We start from the raw sequence: 16,193 nt of genomic DNA on the forward strand, positions 1-16,193 counted from the left end.
GGTTGCGCCTGAGGGGGAGCCCAGGGCGCCTAGGTGGCTGACCGGATCTTGGAAACTAGTTAGTGCGTGGACGTTATTTTGTCAGGATGAGTTTGCCGCTGCGCGTCACCTGCAACAGGTAACGTTCGGCGGCGTGTTCGATCCAGATGCGGTGCGCGCCGTTCAGCAGGTCCTTGGTCGATACAACCCGTTCGCTCGCGGGACGCGATACGGCTGGGCTTGCGGGCAAGTGCGGCGGGGGCAGCGACTCTTTTATATGGGTGGGCGACATGTCGAGACCTTAAATAAGAACGATTCGCATTTGCGGCAAAGGATATGACTCACCCGTGCGCTTTGCAAGCACCTGTTGAATCAAGCAGTTGAGCGAACCCGTGGACCGTTATGTCAGAACGGTTTGACGACCACGAGGATGACGATGCCGATGAGCAGCAGCGCCGGCAGTTCATTGAACACGCGGTACCAGCGCTCCGAGCGCGAATTGCGGTCGGCCGCGAACTGCTGGAGCAGCGCGAAACAGGCTCCGTGATAACCGATCAGCAGAAACACCAACAGCAGCTTGAACTGCAGCCAGCGCATGAGTAGATAGTCCGGCGCCAGCGCCAGCATCGAGACGCCGAAGCCGATGGCCAGCACCGCCGCGAAGGTCATGAGCTTGAACAGCTTGCGCTCCATCACCTTGAAGCGTGAATTGCCCGCGGCGTCGTCGATGGCCGCACCCTGGATCTGAATCTGCGAGTGATAAACGAACAGCCGCGGCAGGTACAGCAGTGCCGCGAACCAGCTGATCACGCTCACGACATGGAATGCTTTCAGCCAGAGCATGTGTTCGCGACCTCGCCCTGCCCCACCACGGCTCCACCGAGCACCACCGCGCGCAACGCAGCGACGTGGTCCGGTCGTGCATTCAAGGCGGGGATGTAGTGATACTTCTCGCCACCGGCGGCGAGGAATACGTCGCGATTCTCCATGGCGATTTCCTCGAGTGTTTCGAGACAGTCCGCGGCGAAGCCCGGGCAGATCACGCTCACACTGGCGATGCCGCGTTTCGGCATTCCCGCCAGCAGCTCGCTGGTGTACGGCTGCAGCCAGCGAGCGCGCCCGAACCGCGACTGGAACGACAGACTCCACGCATCCGCGGCCAGGCCTAACTTCTGCGCCAGCAGCGCCGCGGTACGCTGGCAATGGGCGCGATACGGATCGCCCCGCGTGACGAAGAGCTCCGGGATGCCGTGGAAGGACATGAGCAGGTGGCGCGCGCCGCCCGCTTCGCGCCAGTGCTCCCGCACACTCGCGGCAAGCGCGTCGATGTAGCCAGGCTGCCGGTGATATTCGGAGATGAAGCGCAGCGCTGGAACGTGGCGCAGCGCTCCCAATGCGGCGGTCACCTGGTCGAACACGGCACCGGTGGATGCGCCGCAGTACTGCGGAAACATCGGCAGCGCGATGATCTCGTCCACACCTGCGGCGCGAAGTGCGGCGATCGCCTGCGGCACCGTGGCTCCGCCGGTATAGAGCATGGCGAGTGCCACCGGGATCTCTTCGGCTCGCAACGACTCTTCGAGCGCGCGGCGCAATGCTTCGCTTTCGAGCGCGAGCGGCGACCCGCGGGGCGTCCAGATCGCGGCGTACTTTTTCGCACTCGCGCGTGGGCGAATCCGCAGGATGATGCCGTGCAGGATCGGCCACCACAGCAGCCGCGGCAGCTCGACCACGCGCGGATCGCCCAACAAGCCGGCGAGGAAGGCGCGTACGTCACGCGTCGCGAGGGTCGCGGGGGTGCCGGAGTTGACCAGCAGCACGCCGGATTTCATGCCTCGTCCAGCCAGTCGCGCGGCTGCAGATAGTCCGCCAGCCGCGCCTCGGGCGTACCCGGCGCCGGACGGTAGTCGTAGCGCCACTCGGCCCGCGGCGGCATGGACATCAGCAGCGATTCCGTGCGCGCTTGCGATTGCAATCCGAAACGCGTGCCGCGGTCGAACGCCAGGTTGAACTCGACGTAGCGGCCACGTCGCAGGCGCTGGAAATCCTGCTCGCGCGCGCCAAACGGCGTCGCGGCGCGGGCGCGTACGACCTGCGTGTAAGTCTCCAAATAGGCATCGCCGATGCGGCGGATCAACGCGAAACAATGCTCGAACCCGCCGCCGATCTGCGGCGTCGAGTGGTTCAGATCGTCGGCGAACAAGCCGCCGATGCCGCGGGTTTCCCCGCGATGCGGCAGCCAGAAATACTTGTCGCAGGCGTCCTTGAGCAGCGCATAGGCCTGCGTGCCGGCCGGCTCGCAGGCGGCACGCGCCGCTTCATGCCAGGCGCGCGCGTCCTCGTCGAATGGATAGACAGGAGTCAGGTCGAAGCCGCCACCGAACCACCACACTTCTCCCCCACGCGCGGTGAACAGCCGGACGTTGGCATGCGATGTCGGCGCATAGGGATTCACCGGGTGAACCACGCAGCTGGTGCCCATCGCGCGAAACGGCTGACCCGCGAGCTCCGTGTGCCGTTCGCTGGCCGCCGCGGGTAGTTTGGCACCGGTGACGTCGCTGAAGGCCACGCCGGCGCGGTCGAAGGTCGCGCCATTCTCTATGACGGACAGGCGACCGCTACCACTCAGCACATCGCCGGGGGGACGCTGCCATTCGTCGCGCCGCTGCGGGTTTGCCGGATCGAGCGACTGCCAGCGCTCCGTGAGCCGGGTGTGCAGGCCGAGAAAGTACTCCCGCGCCGCTTCGATCTCGGCGCTGCCGATACCGCTCACGGCGCGCTCCTGAAGAGATACCCGCGGCCGCGCAGGGTGACGATGTGCACGGGATTTTCGGGGTCGGGCTCGAACAACTTGCGCAGCCGCAGGATGAAATTGTCGACCGTGCGGTCGGTGGGGAATTGATCCATTCCCCAGACTTCTTCGAGCAGGTCGGTGCGCGTCAAGGCACGGTTCTCGTTCGCCGAGAACACCTCCATCAATCGCAGCTCCTTGTCCGACAGCGACACTTCACCTTCGTTGGTCAGCGCCTGGCCGGTGTCGAAACGCACCCAGTACGCGGCGAATACCAGTCGCGGCGGTGCCGATACCGGGCGCCCGCTCGCGCGCCGCAGCAACGCGCGCACGCGCGCCAGCAGCTCGTTGACGTCGAAAGGCTTTGGTAGATAGTCGTCCGCGCCGGCGTCGAGACCGCGTACCTTGGAGGTGGTGTCGCTGCGCGCCGTGAGCATGAGGATGGGCGCACGCACGCCCTGGTCGCGCGCCCAGCGCGTCAACGCGAAACCATCGCCGCCCGGCAACATGACGTCGAGAATCGCGAGCTGGAAGTCCTGTTTGGCCAGGATCTGTTTACCCTGCTCGAAATCCTCCGCGGCGACGATCTCGTAACCCGCGTGCCGCAGGTTTACCGCGACCAGCTCGCGCACCAGCCGTTCGTCCTCGACGATGGCAATGCGGTCAACCATGCGCCGCGCCTTCCGACCCGAGCGGCAGGGTCGGGTGAGGCGCCAGCATCAGGGTGACGCTGAACACCGCGCCCAGACCCGGCCCCGCGCTATGCGCCGACACGTCGCCACCCATGCGGCGCGCGAGCTGCCGCGCGATCCCGAGCCCGAGACCCGCGCCGTGCGTAATACCTTCGCCGCTGCCGCGATTGTGGATGTCGAACAGTTTCTCCGCGGCATTCGGCGCGAATCCGCGGCCCTGGTCGCTGATGTCGAGCCGCCAGCGGCCCTCACTCACGCCGGCCGCGATCCGCACACTGCCGCCGCCATATTTCTGCGCGTTGTCGAGCAGGTTTTCGAGAATCACGCGCAGTCCGTCGCGATCCGCCAGCACCGCGACCGCATCGACGACCGCAATCTGGACATCGCCGCCGCTGGCAGTGCGCGACCGATGTGCGAGCAGGTCGGCGATGAAACGGGCCGCGTCGATACGTTGCACGCCGGCGCGCGGGTCGCGCGACATGGCGCGCTGGTAGGCAAGGATGGTTTCCGCCAGGTGTTCGAGCCGGTCGCATTCGAGCTGGCCGAGCTGAATCAATTCGGCGCGTTGCGCGTCGGGAATACTGCCGATCGCCAGACTCTGCAGCAGCCCCTTTACGCCCGCCACCGGCGTCTTGAATTCGTGGCTGGTGAACTGCAGCAGCTTTTCCATGTCCTCACGCTGCTGCTTGCGCCGTTGCGCCAGCAGGAACAGCAACACGAGACTGCCCGAGAGCAGCAAGCCTAACAACGTGGATTCGCCCACCAGCATCACATTGCGCCGGTCGTGATGCGCCGCGAGCTCGACCTGGCGCTCGGCCACCTGCTGCGTGGTCAGCTCGACGCGCGTGCCGAGCAGTTCGCGCTCGAGCATCTCGTTGGTGCGCATCTCGCCGCGCAGCAGGATGGTCCACCACACGACCAATGCGGCGGTCGTGACCAACGTCACGCCGAGCACGATGAGCTCGGCGCGTTCCGCGAACCACTGTCTGAATCCGCTGCGCATCAGGTCCTGTCGTTGCTGGCCAGCACGTCGAGCAGTTTATCGATATCCGCCGTGGTGTGAGCCGCGGACAGGAAACAGACCTCGTACGCCGACGGCGGCAGGTACACGCCGCGCGCCAGCCAGCCGCGGTAACGCGCATGGTAGTCGGTGATGGCGTTGGCGGTGATGGATGAAGCCGCCACGGGCAACGTGGCATTGACGTCGAAATACGGCCAGACGATCGGGCCGACACGCGGCAGCTGCGCCTGGTTCCTGAGAGCATGCTTCGCGAAGGCCGCGTCGAGGTGTTTGCCTAACATCTCGATGTGCCGGTAGGCGCCGCCTTCGGCGAGCTCGGTCAAAGTGGCGATGCCGGCCGCCAGGCAGACTGGATTGCCCGCCATCGTACCCGCCTGGTAAACCGGCCCGAGCGGCGCCAGCTGCTTGAGCAATGCGTGTTTGCCGAGCACCGCCGCAACCGGCAGGCCACCGCCAACGATCTTGCCGAGCGTGGTGAGGTCGGGCTCCACGCCTGACACCTTGTCGTAGCCGTGGTAGCCGAAGCGGAATCCGGTGATGACTTCGTCGAAGATCAGCACCGTGCCATTCGCACGCGTGAGTTCGCGCAACTTCCGCAGATACTCGTGCGACTGGATCAGCAGACCGTTGTTGGCCGGCAGAGGTTCGATGATCGCCGCGGCGATGTCCTTGCCCTGCTCCCGGAATGCCTGTTCCAGCGCAGCGACGTCGCCGAGCGGAATGACCAGCGTGTCGGCCGCGACCTGCGCGGGCACCCCGGCGCTGTCGGCAAGCCCCTGCGTGATCACGCCGCTGCCCGCCTTGACCATCAGCGAATCGACATGACCGTGGTAGCAGCCGTCGAACTTGAGGATCCGCCGGCGGCCGTTGGAGGCGCGCGCCAGACGCACTGCGGTGGCCACCGCCTCCGTGCCGCTGACCACGAAGCGCACCTGATCGGCATATGGATAGGCCGCCAGCACGCGCTCCGCGAGTTCGCCTTCGCCGCGATACGCGGTGCCGAAGGCGAGCCCGTCCGCGGCGGCGCGCTGCACGGCTTCGACCACGCGCGGGTGCGCGTGCCCGAGGATCAGCGGACCCCACGCCATGCAGAAGTCGAGGTAACGATTGCCGTCTTCGTCGGTGGCGTGCGCACCTTGCGCCTGCTTGAAGAAGATAGGCGTGCCGCCGACCTTGCGGAAGGCGCGTACCGGGCTCGAGACGCCCGCCGGGATCAGCGCTTCAGCGCGGGCGTATAACGCGGCCGAACGCGCGAGCGGCAGTTTCTGAGAGGTCGATGGGCTTGCAGCCGGCGACGGCTCCGCGGATGAATGAGTCACGTTGGGATTCCCCGGTCTGATTGAGTGGCAAGTCTTGCGGAAGATCGATGCTGCGCGCCGCCCAGCCGCGCTCGGTGGCGAGTCCCAGGTGCGCGCGCGTGCACGTCACGTAACAGCCGAAAGGCGTCGAGCAACCGCCCTCGATGACGCGCAGGAAATCGCGCTCCCAGCGCGTGGCCGCCACGCAGCCGGCATCGGCCAGCATGCCGATCTGCGCCTCGATTTCAGCATCGCCGACGCGGCACTGCGCGGCCAGCGCACCCTGCCCGGGCGCAGGGATCCACCATTCCGGTGGCAATTCGATCACGGCAAACGCCGACAGATCGAGCCCGAGACGTGTGAGACCCGCGGCCGCCAGCACGATGGCATCGACATTCACGCCCTCGGCGAGCCGGCGCAGCCGGGTGGGCACGTTGCCGCGCAGCGGCACCGAAACCGCCTGCGGCGCGAACCGGCCTAACAAGGCGCCGCGGCGCAACGACGACGCGCCGACCCGCGCGCCTTCCTTGAGCGGCAGCAGGCCGTCTTCACGCGGCGCAAAGAATTCGTGGCGTATCAGCAGCCAGTCGGCCGCGGTCGCGCGCGGGAGGATGGTGTGATTCAGCAATCCCTCCGGCATCGCGGTCGGCAGGTCCTTCAACGAATGGACCACCAGGTCGATGCGCCGGTCGAGCAGGGCTAGCTCGAGCTCGCGCGTGAAGAACCCTTTCTCCATCTTGCCGACCAGCAACGGCGACTGGTCGAGATCGCCGCGCGTGGCGATCACGGTGATTTCCGATTTCCACGCGGGTAACGGCGCGGCCTTGCGCAGCTCGGCCAGGACCGTGCGTGATTGCCACAGCGCGAGGTCGCTGCCACGAGAGCCGATCTGCCGGTTACCCGTCGAGCCGCTGCTCATGGGGTTTCCCGCCGCGCCGCGCAGATGAATTCGTGCAGCACCGCGTTCATTTCCGAGGTCAGCTTGCGGGCTCGCTGCGGCGGCAATCCTTCGAGCAGGCCGGGTAGTTTGTTCTGCATGAATTCCGAGCGCATGGCGGTCATGGTCGCCAGTGTGTCGCTGGGTGGCGGTGCCAGCAACGTCTGGCACACTTTCTCCGCGCTGGCGGCGCACTCGGCATCGAGCGCGGTATATTCGTTTTCCGGCAGCACCGCGCCGTTGCCGTCCAGTAGTTCGTCGAGCGCGGTAAGCTGCCAGCCCGGCGCCGCGGCCAACTGCAGCGGACTGCCGAGATCGAACACCGCGCGGCCGCCGCCCTCGGGCAGCGTCAACCATGCCTGTGGCGCGCCGGAGGCGACGATCACCGTGCGTGCGCGTGCCACGGCACCTTCGAAGGCGCGCATGCTGGCGCGATTGAAACTCTCCACCGCGGTGAAACCCGCGTCCGCCAGCGCGCGCAACGTCGCGCGGCCGATCTCGCCGAGACCGAATACCGCGATGGGTGCATCGCGCGGCAGCTCGGCCATCCGCTGCAATACCAGCGCCTGGACGCCACCGGTGCGTCCCTGCGGCAGGATGCGCCGCGCGCGATTGAGCATCTCGCCGACGCCGCGCCAGGCGACGTGCAGATTGCGGCACACCGTGCCGGCCTCGTGCGCGCGTTCGAAGGATCGCAACACCTGATTGCCGATGGCATGTTCGCCCTGCGCGACGGAGTCGAGCCCGGCCGCGACGCGCAGCAGTCCACCTACCGCAGCCGCGCCGTGGCGCGCACGCGGCCGCAGGTGGTCGGGGTTTTCGGCGGCGCCGATCAGCGCCGCACCGAACAGCTCGGCCGCCCAGGACGGGCGCGCCGAAGCCAGCAACCACTCCACGCGCGCGCAGCTCTCGATGCGCACGATGCCAGTGACTTCACCGGCGTCGAGCAGTTGTTTGGACGGGCCGCTTGCCTCGGAGTCGAAGGCCGCGAGCGCCGCGCGCACCGCCGAGGGTGCCTCGCGATAACTCATGCCGACCAGGGCAAGCGGAATCATGACGCTTACGCGAATTCCGCCGCGGTCTCGACCAGCGCGGCGACGGTTTCCGGCGGCGTGCCCGGCAGGATGCCGTGCCCGAGATTGAGGATGCAGCGTTTGCCGCCGCTGGTGCGCTGCATCGTTTCCAGCAACGCCCGCGTGCGCTGGCGGATGACGTCCGCGCTGCCTAACAACAGCACCGGATCGATGTTTCCCTGCAGCAGGTGGTCCGGGTACAGGTCGCGCGCGACCTGCCATTCGGTGCGCCAGTCGAGCGAAAATCCCGTGACGCCGCTCTCGCCCAGCAAGGGAAGCAGGTGATGGCCGCCGCGCACGAACAGCAACGTCGGTACGTTCCTCGCGTTGAGTTTCGCGGTGATGCGCTGCAGGGCCGGCAACGCGAAGTCGCGGTATTCGTCCGGCGCGAGCAGCCCGCCCCACGAATCGAACAACTGCACGGCGTCGGCGCCGGCGTCCACCTGCGCCAGCAGCAGATCCGCAACCACGTCGGCGATGGAGCCGAGCGCGCGGCGCGCCAAGTCCGGATCGCGATGCATGAGCGTGCGGGCTTCGCGGAAATCCTCGCTACCGCCGCCCTCGACGCAGTAGGCGAACAAGGTGAAGGGCGCGCCTGCGAACCCGAGGATGCCGTAACGGCCATCGAGCGTTTTCTTGAGATGCGCGACGGCGCGCGGCAGATAGGCAATGCGGTCGAGCACGCCGTCGAGCTGCCAGGCATCGTAATCGGCGGCGCTGCGCAGCGGCTTCGCGATGCGCGGTCCTTCGCCGGGACCGAAGGTCACACCCAGACCCATCGCCAGCGGCACGACCAGGATGTCGGAGAAGACGATCGCCGCGTCGAGCGCGTAGCGATCGAGCGGCTCCAATGCCGCGCGCGTGGACAATTCGGGGTTCTGGCACACGTCCCAAAAGCTGTGTTCGGCGCGCAGGGCGCGATAACCCGGCAGATAGCGGCCCGCCTGTCGCATGAGCCACACGGGAGGGCGATCGACGGCATCGCCGTGCAACGCCGCCAGGAAACGCTCGCGCGATTGCATCGGACGGTAAACTCCAGGGAAATCAACCACGAGCGTACGTGCGTGCGCGTTCCGATCTGTCACAGCTATGTCACGGCTGGAACGCGTCGGCGAATACGCAGCTAACATCCCCGACGGAGCCGCCATTGCCGTTTACGTGGATCATCACCAAGTCGCAGCCGCATGCCGACAGCCTCGTCATCCAGCTGCGGCGGCAGGCATTCGACGCGCTCGCGATCTGCTGCATCGAGCATCAATGGCACGACTGGCCGCAGCTGCGGCAGATAGGCGCGGCCGGACCCGCGCTGCTGTTCGTCACCAGTCGCGCGGCAGCGGCGCGCGTCGAGGTGCCGCCTGGCACTCTCGTCGCTGCCATCGCGCCGGCCACCGCGGCGACGCTCGCGGCGCGCGGCATCAAGGTCTCGATCACCGCGCATGGCGGCGTGCAGGAACTGGCCCGCGACGTGGTTCAGTCGAACCTGGTGCCCGATGGCGCCGAGATTTTCTATCCCACCAGCGACGCGGCGCTGCGCCAGGCGGAGCACCTTGCCGCGGTTGCGACACTCGGCGCGCGCTTGCGCGTGCGGACGCAGGCGGTGTATGCGACCGTGGCGCCGCCGAATCTGGCAGCGGAGCTCGCGGCGTTGCGCAGCCCGAATCAACCGCTGGGACTTGCCTTCTGGAGCCCATCCGCCATAGAGAATTTTTCCGCAGCGGGCGGCTTCGAACTACCGCCGGGACCGGCAGTGCTGGTGGGTGGCTCGACGCTGCGCAGCTGGCGGGAACAGGCGCCACCGCAGTGGCAGCGCGCTTACAACCACGATGCCGAGACACCGCTCGAATGGTCGCTGCGTTTTCTCGATCGCGGCGTGGAGCCGGCGGCAGGAGAAAAAGGGGACAGATCTATTTTCGAGAATTAAAGGGGACAGATCTATTTTCCGCCACCGGGCAGTGGGGACCATGAAGATGCGCTCGCGGAAAATAGATCTGTCCCCTTTAATTCTCGAAAATAGATCTGTCCCCTTTTTCTCCTAGAGCGAGCCGGGCTTGCGCATCATCTTGCGGATGTCCGCCAGGTGCATGGTTTCGGCGGCGATCTGATCGCGCGCGTACTCCTCGAGCATGATTTCCTTGCCGGCGACCAGGTCCAGCAGGCGGTGATACTCGTCGAGGCCTTCCTTCTCGTGCTGGTAAGCCTCCTTCAGGATTTCGTTCACGTCGTGTTTGCTTGTTTCGAGCAGCCCGCCGATCTTGAGCGACGGATGCCCGCCGAAGGTCGTGATGTGTTCCCCGGCCAGCACCGCATGCGCGTTCGATTCGTTGCCCTGCTCGCGCAACCACGCGACGATCGGGATCCGGTTGTGACCGAAGATCATGAAGCTGTAATGCATGTACCGCACGACACCCGCCAGCTCGAGCTCGAGAATGCGGTTGAGGCTCTCGAGCACTTTCTTGGTGAGTTTTGCATCCATCGGCGAGTCGGTCATGGCACGTATCTCCTAACAGTGAATCGTCGCAACCGGCCCGGATGGTAGACGAGTCGCGCGGGGATTTCAGACATGCGAATGCCAATGCGAATACGACGCATCCGGGCGCGCCGCGGCTGACCGCGAGGTATTCGTGCCAGCGCGCCGCAGCCTATCTACCACGGGCCGCGGCGGTGTTGCGCCCTGCCGCTTAGGCCTTCTGTTCGAGCCGATGGCGCCAGGTCGCCTGGTATTCGAGCAAGCCCGGGACACGCAGCGGCGCGATGCTCTGCAGCGCACTCACCGCCGGCGCGGGCAGGCCCGCCAGGTGCGCCGCCACGCGGTTGCCGCCGCCCTCGGCGTTGACACGCACGGTTCCGACCGGCACGCACGCGGCTAACAATCCCGCGAACAGCGCGTTTCGAGCCAGCGGGCCGTCGACGAAGATCTCGCCGCCCGCGCCCAGCGACTCGATCAACTGCGCCGTCATCAGCGCCGAGTACACCGTCGCCAGCGCGGCGCGGCGCGTTTCATCAAGTCCGGCGACGTTCTCCTGCTGGCCTTGGCGACCCGCGTACGGACCGGCGCTGGAAAACGAAGGCAATGCGATCGCACCCAGCTGCAATACCGCTTCCAGGGCTTCAAGCGTCGGTTGCGCGGTCCCAGGCGCGATGGCCTCGTACTCGCGCCCACCCATGTACCGCGCCGTCGCGACCGGTGCGCCGAAGGCATTGACGTTGGCGAGCATGTCGCGTTCTTCGCGCAGCCGGCGCAGATCGCCGCGATTCGCCATGACGATGGTCCACGTCCCGCTCGACACGACGGTGAACGCCTCGCGCTCGCGATCGAGCAGGAAGCGCAGATATGACGCGTTCGAATCGTGAATGCCGCAGACGACCTCGCACCCGGCCGCAAGTCCGGTGGCCGCGGCGACACTGTCGCGAATCCGGCCCAGGCGCTCAGGCGCCGACCGCATCGGCGGCATGAGCCGCGCCCAGCCCTGTTTGCGCGCCAGCGTCGAGTACACCCTCTCCTGCGGGCGCCACAGATCCGTGTGGGTGCCCAGCGAAGTGACCTCGCTGGCCATGACCGCGCAGAGGCGCCAAGCCCAGTACTGCGGATACATCAGGATATGTGCGGCGCGCTGGAACTCCGCGGCGCGGCGCTGCTGCAGGAAGTAGAGCTGGCGGCCGACATTGAGGCCCTGCGGCAGGTGCGGCGAAAATGTCTGGGAATAGGAATCGCGCAGCGCGCGATATTCGTCCGCGACTTCGTCGAAACACGTGTCTTCGTAGTCGGGCGCGGCGATCACTTCGCCCGCGTGGTCGATGAGCACCGCCGCGGCGCCATGCGCGATGGGCACGATCACCGAGATGCGCTCACGTTCGGGCGCGGTGCGCAGCGCGTCGAGCAACCATGCTTCGATACGCACGACATCCAGCTGCCGGCCCGACGGCGACTCGACCGCTTCGTTGGCGCGGCGCGTGCTCCAGATCTCCTGGCCGAGCGCCGGATCCACCAGCGTCAACTTGGCGTTGGTCTTGCCGACGTCGAAGACCGCGATCAGCGGCGCGGTACTCATCGCCGATTCAACAGCGCCGGAACGGCGACCACGAGGATCAGCAACAGGCCGATGAAGATGGACATCACGATGCCGGGGATATTCATGAGGCCGAGGCCGAATGTCACGAGACCGAATACCAGCGCCGCCAGCACCACGCCGGGAATGCTGCCTTTGCCGCCCCACACCGAAACGCCGCCGAGAATGACGATGCTGATGATCTCGAGCTCCCAGCCCTGTGCGATCGACGGCCGGGTGGAGCCGAGCCGCGAGGTGAGCAGCACCGCCGCCAGTCCGCTGAACAGGCCCGTCAGGGCGAACAAGGCAAATCGATACCGGTTCACGGCCACGCCGGCGAAACGGCTCGCCACCGGGTTCGCGCCGATCGCGTAGATAGACCGCCCCCAGCGCGTACGGTGCAGGAACACGGCAAACAACACCGCGAAAACGGCGAACAACACCAGTTCGTTCGAGACCGGCCCCGCGAAGTAGCCCTGACCGAACGCGGCGAACGACGCCGGGTAGTCCTTGAGTACACGATCTCCGAGCACCGCGTAGGCGGCGCCGCGGAACAACGTCATGGTGCCGATCGTCGCCACGATGGAGGGCACACGCCCGACCGTCACCAGCGCGCCGTTGATCATGCCGGCGGCCAAACCGGTGCCGAGCCCCAGCAACACGAGACCTGGTGTGCCGACACCGTGCGCGGCGCCCAGCCCCATGGCGACCGAAGCCAGCGCAATGATCGCGGCCACCGAGATATCGATCTCGCCGGCGATGATCAGCAGCGCCAGCGGCAACGCCACCAGCGCGCGCTCCGTGAAATTGAAGCTGGCGTCGGACAACGTGTCGACGCTCAGGAAATACGGCGAGATGTTCGAGAACAATACGAATTCGAGCACGACCACCACGGCCAGCATCGTCTCCCAGCGCAGCAGCGGCGAAACCTTCATGCGCGCGGGACCTCGAGAATGGCCCGGTTGTGCACGCGCGAACGCGCACTCAACAGCACCGCCAGCAGGATGACCACCCCATTGATGAACATCTGCCAGAACGCGGAAATGCCGACCAACGGCAAACTGCTTCTGATGATGCCGATGAACAGGCAACCGATGACCACGCCGAGCGCGGATCCCTTGCCACCGGCGATGGCTACGCCGCCGATGAGGCATGCGGCAATGACCTGCAGCTCGAAGCCAAGAGCGATGTCCGTATACGCAACCGCGAAGCGCGCCACCCACAGGTAACCGCACAGGCCGGCGATGGCGCCGCAGACGGTGTACGCGATGAACTGCATGCGGCCCGTATCGATGCCGGCATACGCCGCCGCCTCGGGGTTGCCACCCGCCGCGTACAGGCCGCGCGCCATACGCAGGCGGCGCAGCCCGAATATGAAGGCGGCCGCGAACCCGAGCGCCAGCCACGACAAGGTGCTCAGGCCGAGAAACGTGGCGCGCGTGAAACCAAGGAATGCGCGCGTCATTTCATTCTCGTTGACCCATGCGCCCCTGGACAGTAGATAGATGACTCCGCGGTATACCGACATCGTCCCCAGTGTGACCACGATGGGCGGCAGCGCCAGCTTCCACACCAGAAGGCCGTTCAGCGCCCCGAGCATGGCGCCGCTGGCGAGCGACAACACCAGCACGGGCAACACTCCGGCGTCGGGCAACGCGCGATTGAACAGCGCGGCGAGCATCCCGCACAGCGCAAGATTGGCGGCGATCGACAGGTCGATGCCGCGCACCAGGATCACCAGCATCTGGCCCAGTGCCAGCATGATGAGGAGCGCGGTGTCGTCGAGCAGTCCGGCCAGGTTTGCGGGTGAGGCGAAGCCCGGAAACGCGAAGGTGACCGCGGCACACATCCCGAGCGCGAGCGCGCCCAGCGACAGATCGCGGCGGGCTCCTTCGGACAGGCGTGGTGTGACCTTGTTCATGCGTCACTGGCCGCGCGCAGCAGCAGCTCGCCGGTCGCCTCGGCGCGCGTGAATTCACCACGCAGGCGGCCGCGGCGCATCACCAGGATACGATCCGACATGCCGAGGATCTCCGGCAGGTCACTGGAAATCATCAGCACGCCGTTGCCGTCTTTCACGAACTCGCTCGTGACCGCATGCACCGCGGCCTTCGCGCCGACATCGATACCCTTGGTGGGCTCGTCGAGGATGAGTACGCGGGGTTTGCGGGCCAGCCACTTCGCGATGACCACCTTCTGCTGATTGCCGCCCGAGAGATTCTGCACCGCCTGCCTCGGCCCCTGCGCCTTGATGTCCAGCCTGTCTATCCACTCACGGGCAAGGTCGTCTTCGGCGGTTTCGCTGCACATCCCGCGCGGCGCGAGCGTGGCCAGGTTGGGTAACGCAACATTGGCAGCAACCGAGAACGCGAGCACCGCGCCCTGCGACTGGCGGTCTTCCGGCACCAGAGCGATCCCGGCGGCGCGCGCATCGCCGTCGAGCACGAACCTTCCGGTATCGGGTCGGTGGATGCCAAACAACACCTGCGCAAGCTCCGTGCGGCCTGCGCCCACCAGGCCGTAGAGCCCGACGATCTCGCCGCGCCGCAACGTGAAGGAGATGTCTTCGAATTCGCCCTTGCGGCCCAGCTGCTCGACGCGCAACAGCGTATCGCCAGGTTCCGTCGCAAGTTTCGGAAACAGCTGTTCGACCGGCCGACCCACCATGAGCCGGATCAATTCATCGTGATTCGTGTCGGCGAGCGATCCTGCGCCCACCGAACTACCGTCGCGAAACACCGCGTACCGGTCGGCGATCTCGAAGACCTCGTCGAACTTGTGGCTGATGAACAGCAGCGCGCAGCCGGAGTCGCGCAGCTTGCGCACGATGCGGAACAACTCCGCGCATTCACGCTTCGACAGGGATGCCGTCGGTTCGTCCAGGATCAGCACCCGCGTCTCCTCCACCAGCGCACGCGCGATCTGCACCACGTGTTTCTGCGCGATGCTCAGGCTGGCGACAGATGTATCCGCCTCGAAGTCCGCATCGAGATCGCGCAGCACGGCGGTCGCGCGACGCCGCATCTCGGCCCAATTCACCAGGCCGCGAGTCGCCGGATGCGCATTGATGAAAAGGTTTTCGGCCACGTCGAGGTTGTCAAACACCATGCATTCCTGGTGCACGACGGAGATGCCGAGCCGCCGCGCATCCATGGGGTCCGCAATCCGTACCGGCTTGCCGTCGAGCAGGATTTCGCCGTCGTCCGGCTGATGGACGCCCGACAGGATCTTGACCAGCGTCGATTTGCCCGCGCCGTTCTCGCCGATCAACGCGGTGACGGAACCACGATGCAGTTGCAGCGCGACGCATTCGAGAGCGCGCGCGCCGCCGAAGTATTTGCGGATGCCGCTCAGCGTCAGGTGAGGTGTAGGCACGCTGGGCGACTCGCCTGCCTCAAAAAACCTGCGCGAATTCCACTACGTTGCTGGCGTCGTAGATGAAAGGTTTGCTCATCGCGCCGACACCATCCGCGCCAAACGTCACGCTGCCCATGCGTCCCGTGGGCACGGGTAGTTTGGCGTCCGCGCCGCGCGCCAGCCGCACGGCGATCTGCGTGCTCGCGTACCCGAGATCGATCGGATTCCAGATCGCGAATTTCGGCACCACGCCTTTCTGCACGTACCCGGCGAGTTCCGACGGCAAGCCCAGGCCGGTTACCTTGACCTTGCCCGCAAGGCCCTGATCCTCGACCGCGCGCGCGGCTGCGACGATGCCGACCGAGCTGATGCTGACCACCACGGCGAGGTCGGGGTGTTGCTTGAGCAGCGCCACCGTCTCGCGATACGACTTGTCGGAAACGTCGTCGCCGTAGACCACGCCGACCATTTCGAGCCCGGCGTGTTGTGGCAATGCGGCGCGCATCTGCTCGAGCCACGAATTCTGGTTGGTGGAGGTCGGCGTCGCCGACACGACCGCGAACTTTCCCTTGCCACCGGGCGAAAGCTCGGCGGCCATCGCGACCACGGTCTCGCCTATCAATTGATCCGACGAAGGCGCCAGATGCACGAGACGTCCCGCGGGCGCGACCGCCGAGTCATACGAAATGACGGCGATGCCGCGCTCCATGGCCTTCTTCAACGTGGGCACCAGCGCGTCGGGATCGTTCGCGGAAACCGCGATCGCATCGACGCGCTGGGCGATCAACGCGTTCAGCACTTCGATCTGCCCCTCCGCGGTCGGCGTCGTCGGACCGGTGAAGATCACTTCGGCATCGAGCTCGCGGGCAGCCTCTTCCGCGCCCTTGTGGACCGCATCGAAGAAGCCATTGCCCAGCGATTTTGCGACCACACCCACGCGTGTGTGCGCCGGCTTTGCCGGTTCGCTCTTGCCGCAACCGGCGACGCCGGCGGCCATGC

17 protein-coding genes are annotated in these 16,193 nt (G+C 66.3%); 1 reads left to right on the forward strand and 16 read right to left on the reverse strand.

What is annotated here, in order from left to right; translation table 11 throughout:
- Positions 1–73: 73 nt before the first annotated feature.
- The 10 genes from WDO72_07985 to hemE form a co-directional block, all read right to left on the reverse strand.
- Positions 74–229, reverse strand: coding sequence for a hemin uptake protein HemP (locus tag WDO72_07985; GenBank protein MEJ0085605.1), 156 nt, complete (start codon positions 227–229; stop codon positions 74–76).
- A gap of 155 nt (positions 230–384) precedes the next feature.
- Positions 385–822 (reverse strand): protoporphyrinogen oxidase HemJ, encoded by a 438-nt coding sequence (hemJ, locus tag WDO72_07990; protein MEJ0085606.1) that lies wholly within the window; start codon positions 820–822, stop codon positions 385–387.
- Complete coding sequence (gene hemH / locus WDO72_07995) at positions 810–1,811, reverse strand: ferrochelatase (protein ID MEJ0085607.1); 1,002 nt, start codon at positions 1,809–1,811, stop codon at positions 810–812. Before hemH ends, hemJ begins: the two co-directional genes overlap by 13 nt.
- The gene (gene hemF, locus WDO72_08000) at positions 1,808–2,752 is read right to left on the reverse strand and encodes an oxygen-dependent coproporphyrinogen oxidase (GenBank protein MEJ0085608.1); all 945 of its coding nucleotides are present in this window, start codon (positions 2,750–2,752) and stop codon (positions 1,808–1,810) included. The genes hemH and hemF overlap by 4 nt, the downstream gene beginning before the upstream one ends.
- Positions 2,749–3,441 (reverse strand): response regulator transcription factor, encoded by a 693-nt coding sequence (locus WDO72_08005; GenBank protein MEJ0085609.1) that lies wholly within the window; start codon positions 3,439–3,441, stop codon positions 2,749–2,751. Before WDO72_08005 ends, hemF begins: the two co-directional genes overlap by 4 nt.
- Positions 3,434–4,465, reverse strand: coding sequence for a HAMP domain-containing sensor histidine kinase (locus WDO72_08010; protein ID MEJ0085610.1), 1,032 nt, complete (start codon positions 4,463–4,465; stop codon positions 3,434–3,436). The genes WDO72_08005 and WDO72_08010 overlap by 8 nt, the downstream gene beginning before the upstream one ends.
- The gene (locus WDO72_08015) at positions 4,465–5,802 is read right to left on the reverse strand and encodes a glutamate-1-semialdehyde 2,1-aminomutase (protein MEJ0085611.1); all 1,338 of its coding nucleotides are present in this window, start codon (positions 5,800–5,802) and stop codon (positions 4,465–4,467) included. The genes WDO72_08010 and WDO72_08015 overlap by 1 nt, the downstream gene beginning before the upstream one ends.
- Positions 5,705–6,700, reverse strand: a complete 996-nt coding sequence (gene hemC, locus WDO72_08020) for a hydroxymethylbilane synthase (protein ID MEJ0085612.1) — start codon at positions 6,698–6,700, stop codon at positions 5,705–5,707. Before hemC ends, WDO72_08015 begins: the two co-directional genes overlap by 98 nt.
- Positions 6,697–7,773, reverse strand: coding sequence for a hypothetical protein (locus WDO72_08025; GenBank protein ID MEJ0085613.1), 1,077 nt, complete (start codon positions 7,771–7,773; stop codon positions 6,697–6,699). Before WDO72_08025 ends, hemC begins: the two co-directional genes overlap by 4 nt.
- A gap of 5 nt (positions 7,774–7,778) precedes the next feature.
- Complete coding sequence (gene hemE / locus WDO72_08030) at positions 7,779–8,813, reverse strand: uroporphyrinogen decarboxylase (GenBank protein ID MEJ0085614.1); 1,035 nt, start codon at positions 8,811–8,813, stop codon at positions 7,779–7,781.
- A 38-nt stretch (positions 8,814–8,851) separates the two neighbouring features.
- Here hemE and WDO72_08035 point away from each other — a divergent pair, with 38 nt between their 5' ends.
- Positions 8,852–9,712, forward strand: coding sequence for a uroporphyrinogen-III synthase (locus tag WDO72_08035; protein MEJ0085615.1), 861 nt, complete (start codon positions 8,852–8,854; stop codon positions 9,710–9,712).
- A gap of 111 nt (positions 9,713–9,823) precedes the next feature.
- On the opposite strand, the gene WDO72_08040 is transcribed toward WDO72_08035, so the two are convergent.
- From WDO72_08040 to rhaS, 6 genes are all read right to left on the reverse strand, one after another.
- Positions 9,824–10,279: a ferritin-like domain-containing protein gene (locus WDO72_08040; GenBank protein MEJ0085616.1), complete on the reverse strand. Its 456-nt coding sequence runs from the start codon at positions 10,277–10,279 to the stop codon at positions 9,824–9,826.
- Between the two features lie 190 nt (positions 10,280–10,469).
- Positions 10,470–11,840, reverse strand: coding sequence for an FGGY family carbohydrate kinase (locus WDO72_08045; protein ID MEJ0085617.1), 1,371 nt, complete (start codon positions 11,838–11,840; stop codon positions 10,470–10,472).
- Complete coding sequence (locus WDO72_08050; protein MEJ0085618.1) at positions 11,837–12,772, reverse strand: ABC transporter permease; 936 nt, start codon at positions 12,770–12,772, stop codon at positions 11,837–11,839. The genes WDO72_08045 and WDO72_08050 overlap by 4 nt, the downstream gene beginning before the upstream one ends.
- Positions 12,769–13,758: an ABC transporter permease gene (locus WDO72_08055; GenBank protein ID MEJ0085619.1), complete on the reverse strand. Its 990-nt coding sequence runs from the start codon at positions 13,756–13,758 to the stop codon at positions 12,769–12,771. Before WDO72_08055 ends, WDO72_08050 begins: the two co-directional genes overlap by 4 nt.
- The gene (locus tag WDO72_08060; protein MEJ0085620.1) at positions 13,755–15,212 is read right to left on the reverse strand and encodes a sugar ABC transporter ATP-binding protein; all 1,458 of its coding nucleotides are present in this window, start codon (positions 15,210–15,212) and stop codon (positions 13,755–13,757) included. Before WDO72_08060 ends, WDO72_08055 begins: the two co-directional genes overlap by 4 nt.
- Positions 15,213–15,231: 19 nt before the next feature.
- Positions 15,232–16,191 carry a rhamnose ABC transporter substrate-binding protein gene (gene rhaS / locus WDO72_08065; GenBank protein ID MEJ0085621.1) on the reverse strand — a complete coding sequence of 320 codons (960 nt, stop codon included), beginning with the start codon at positions 16,189–16,191 and terminating at the stop codon, positions 15,232–15,234.
- Positions 16,192–16,193: the final 2 nt, after the last annotated feature.

The organism is Pseudomonadota bacterium (assembly GCA_037200975.1).
Lineage (GTDB): Bacteria > Pseudomonadota > Gammaproteobacteria > Steroidobacterales > Steroidobacteraceae > CADEED01.